The organism is Dokdonella sp., from assembly GCF_039926425.1.
Lineage (GTDB): Bacteria > Pseudomonadota > Gammaproteobacteria > Xanthomonadales > Rhodanobacteraceae > Dokdonella_A.
In genome coordinates this window covers 1-4,306 of the sequence record NZ_JBDSWZ010000105.1, presented here as the reverse complement: position 1 = coordinate 4,306, position 4,306 = coordinate 1, and the positions used below count along the sequence as shown (strand labels likewise).

At 64.5% G+C, this 4,306-nt stretch carries 2 protein-coding genes; one reads left to right on the top strand and one right to left on the bottom strand.

All coding sequences use genetic code 11. The annotated features are described in order from the left end of the window. Positions 1-3,503 (top strand): DUF3418 domain-containing protein (locus ABIV12_RS06835; protein ID WP_348057588.1); only part of this gene is annotated, 3,503 nt, incomplete at its 5' end. 126 nt (positions 3,504-3,629) lie between these two features. Here the strand turns inward: ABIV12_RS06835 and ABIV12_RS06830 are convergent. Beyond that, on the bottom strand, positions 3,630-4,097 hold the full coding sequence (locus ABIV12_RS06830; RefSeq protein WP_348057586.1) for a hypothetical protein: 468 nt from the start codon (positions 4,095-4,097) through the stop codon (positions 3,630-3,632). Between the last annotated feature and the right edge of the window lie 209 nt (positions 4,098-4,306).

Genomic DNA, 4,306 nt, shown 5'->3' with positions numbered 1-4,306 from the left:
TGCTCGGCTATCTCAAGCGGCTTTTGGCAAAACGCCAGGATCTGAAATTGATCGTGACGTCGGCCACCATCGACACGTCGCGCTTCGCGCAGCACTTCGGCAATGCGCCGGTGGTCGAAGTGGAAGGACGGGCGTTTCCGGTCGAGGTGCGTTGGCGGGACGGTGGAAAAGAAAAAGGGGGGCAGGTTCACGTTTCCGACGTCAGCACTCACAAAGGCGAATCGCGCACACGGAAAAGTGAACCTGACCCCCTTTTGTCCCTCTCACTCGCCGACCAGATCGTTGCTGCGACAGACGAGATCACCCAGGAAGATCCGCGCGGCGACGTGCTGATCTTTCTGCCTGGCGAGCGCGAGATTCGTGATGCGCACCTTGCGCTGTCGCGCCGCAAATACCGCGAAACGGAAGTGCTTGCGCTGTACGCGCGTCTGTCGGCGGCCGAACAGGACCGCGTGTTCAAGCCCGGTCCGCAGCGGCGCCTCGTGCTCGCCACGAACGTCGCGGAAACCTCGCTCACGGTGCCACGCATCCGTTACGTGATCGACAGCGGTACCGCGCGCGTGAAGCGCTACAGTCCGCGCAACCAGCTCGAACGGTTGCACATCGAGCCGATCTCGCAGGCGGCCGCGGACCAGCGCAAGGGGCGATGTGGACGCCTCGGCCCCGGCGTTTGCGTGCGGTTGTACGGCGAAGACGATTTCGTCCAGAGACCCCGGTATACCGAGCCGGAAATCCTGCGTTCGTCGCTGGCCGGGGTCATCCTGCGCATGCTCGCGCTCAAGCTCGGCGATCCCGTCGAATTTCCGTTTGTCGAAGCGCCGGGCGATCGTGCGTTTTCCGATGGCTATCGACGCCTCGCGGAACTCGGCGCCGTCGACGACGATCAGCGCCTCACGGAGATTGGACGGACGATTGCGAAGCTGCCAATCGATGTCGCGCTCGCGCGCATGCTGGTCGAGGCGAAGCGCCTGGGTGTCATGCGGGAAACCTTGATCCTCGCGGCGTTTCTTAGCATCCAGGATCCACGTGAGCGCCCCGCGGAGGCGCGTGCGCAAGCCGACGCGGCGCATGCGCAATTCGTCGATCCCAAGTCGGATTTCGTCGGCGTGCTGAAGCTCTGGGCCGCGTACACGCGTGAGCACGAAGACCGGACGCAGTCGAAGTTGCGCGACTGGTGCAACACGCACTTCCTGTCGTTCATGCGCATGCGCGAGTGGCGAGAACTGCACCGACAGTTGCTGCTGGTCACCGATGAGTTGGGTTGGGCGCGTGAAGCTGCGGCATTGCCGTCTCCTGCGATCGGCAATAATGCTGGCGCCCAACGCGCTGGCAACCTGGTCGTCGCTTCCCCTACTTCGCAGGGGAAGGAACAGCTCCGAGCGCGTTCGGGTTCCGCCAATGGACAGGAGAAGGTCGCGTTTGGCGACGCGTCCGACGATGCGTGGGTCGAGATGCAGCCGCGCACCTACGAGGCGCTTCATCGCTGCCTGCTGTCCGGTTGGCCGACGCAGGTCGGACTGAAGGACGAGCGCGGTCAATATCGCGGGACGCGTGAACGGCGCTTCTCGATTTTTCCCGGCTCCGCGCTCGCGAAATCGCCGCCACAATGGTTGCTGGCCGGACAGATTCTCGATGTGCAGAAGGTCTACGCAATGCAGTGTGCGCGTGTGGAGCCTGCGTGGATCGAGCAGCAGGCAGCGCACCTGATCCGTCGGTCGTGGCGCGATGCGCACTGGTCGCGCAAGCGCGGCGCGGTGGTTGCGTTTGAACAGGTCACCCTGTTCGGACTGACGCTGGTCGAAAAACGCGCCGTGCAATTCGGCGAACAGGATCCGCCGGCGGCACACGCGATCTTCGTGACGCAGGCGCTTGCGCGCGGAGAACTCGACGTGCGTGCGGATTTCGTGCGCGCGAATCTGCGCGTGCTCGGCGAGGCGCGCGAGATCGAGGCGAAGCGCCGGCGCAGCGGGCTCGTGCGCAGCGACGAACAGCTCACCGCATTCTTCGACGGCAAGTTGCCCGACGACATCCACACTGCGGTCGCGCTCGATGCGTGGTATCGCAAGGCATCGCCGACCGAGCAGGCGGCGATGCACTGGTCACTTGCCGATGTGCTCGGCGATTCGCCCGGAATCGGCGCACGCGATTTTCCGGCGGAACTTGCGTTTGCCGGCCACGCATTGCGTGTTTCGTATCGTTTCATGCCTGGCGATGCAGCGGATGGCGTGACGCTGCAGGTGCCGCTGGCCCTGGTCAACGCCATCGAAACGGCGCGCTGCGAATGGCTGGTGCCGGGATTGCTGGCCGAGAAGGTCGCAGAGTCCATCCGCGGATTGCCGAAGGCACTGCGGCGCAACTTTGTCCCGGCGCCGGATTTCGCGCGCGCGTTTGCCGAGGCCGAGGCACCGCGCGACGAGCCTCTGCTGGTCGTGCTCGCGCGTTATCTGCAGCGCGTCACCGGCGTTGTGATCGGTGCCGTCGATTTCGCCGAGGTCCAGCTGCCGCTGCATCTGGCCATGAATTTCAAGGTCGTCGACGAGCAGGTCGCCGTGCTGGTCGAGAGCCGCGATCTCGCCGGCATCCAGTCGCAGTGGACCGACGCCGCACGTGTGGCGTTCTCGCGTCGCGCGGACGTCGAACTGACACGCGAAGACGTCGAAGGGTTCGACTTCGAGCAGATTCCGGCGAGCATCGTTTCGGGCACCGGGCTGACCGCGTTTCCTGCGCTCGTCGATCTCGGCGAAAGCGTCGCGTTGCGCGTGTTCGAGCGCCACGATGAAGCGGCGTCCGAGCACCGAAAGGGCGTCGAACGCCTGTTGCGCCGCGCGTTGGCCGACCGACTGAAACAGGCGCGTCGTCAGCTGCCACTGAACAACGGACTTGCGCTGAAATGGACGCCATTGGGCAGCGCCGACGCGCTGCGTTCCGACCTGATCGAGGCGGCACTCCGCGAGCGCTTCGACGGGCACGATCTCGATATCCGTGATCGCGCTGCGTTCGAGCATGCAAAGGAAGTGATTGCGCGCGAGCTGTTTCCCGCTGCAGTGGAGCGCCTTGCGCTGGCGGAAACCGTGATTGCCGGCTACGCGGAACTGCGTCCGCTGCTCGAGCCGCCCCTGATGGGCTTTGCGCGTGCGAACTATGACGACCTCAAGGAGCAGCTCAACGAGCTGCTGGCGCCGGGTTTTCTGCGCGACGTCGGGAAAAGCCGGCTGGCGGAATTCCCGCGCTACCTGCGCGCAATGAAGCTGCGGGCCGAACGGCTGCGCCAGGACCCGGCGCGCGACCAGGCGCGCATGCTCGCGTTGCAGGGCTACTGGCGTGACTACCTGAAATTGCGTGCAGAACGCGGTGGCGAGGACGCCGCGTTGTCGCAACTGCGCTGGCTGGTCGAGGAGTTGCGCGTGTCGACGTTTGCGCAGGAGCTGCGTACCCGCGAAGCGGTGTCGCCGAAGCGATTGGCGAAGCTGGTGGAAGAGTTGCGCAGCGAGCGTCGGGCCTGAGCATGTGCACGGACGGATTCAGATCCCGTGCGGGAACCCGTGGGCATCGCAGCTGAAGCCGCTCCCACGGCGTCGCCCGTGACCCCGTATCGCTGCGATGCGGACCGCGGGTGCGACGTGACGCCGCTACTTGATGCGCTCGACGTGGATGCTGCAGCCGCAGCCATCGACGTACATCAACCAGCTTCCAAGCAGCATCGGCTTGATCTTCACGGCGGGGTCCTGGATCTTGCCCGCGTTGAGCAGGCCGCCCTCGGACTGTTTCCACTGCTGGCCGTTGTCGAGAGTCCAGACTGTTTTACCGCGCCATCCGGTGAAGGTTCCGACGATGTGCTGTTCGATGACCTTTTTCTCGCTGGAGTCGGGATAAAACACGGGCGCACCGCTCGCGCTGACGTACTTGACCGTGGAACCGCCATGGGAATCGATCCAGCCGTTCAGCTGCTGCAATTCCTCTGGAGAGAGTTTCTGGAGGCCTGCGGCATGGAACTCTGCCTGGGACATCCGCTCTTCGAGCGTCGGTGAAGGGGCTTGCGCGCTGGCCAGCGTGGTGGCGGCGAGGAGGATCAGGGTGAATCCGGAAAAGGTTCGCATGGTCGTATGTCGGCGCAGGGTGTGACCGCAACCGCAAAAATCCTTGTTTTACACCAAGTTAACAGATGCGCCGAGACGCATATGTGGTTAGAATGTGTTCAGTTCGAGTGTAGCATGGCGCCGTGGGATGCGGTTTGGCGCGCGTGCAATGCTCGTCGGAAGGTCGGCCGAAAGGGCTGGCTCCTCCACCCGCCGCGTCGGCCCGATGG

What these genes read in the sequence shown, in the direction of transcription:
- ABIV12_RS06830 (WP_348057586.1), bottom strand. Translation starts at nt 4,097, where the DNA reads ATGCGAACCTTTTCCGGATTCACCCTGATCCTCCTCGCCGCCACCACG.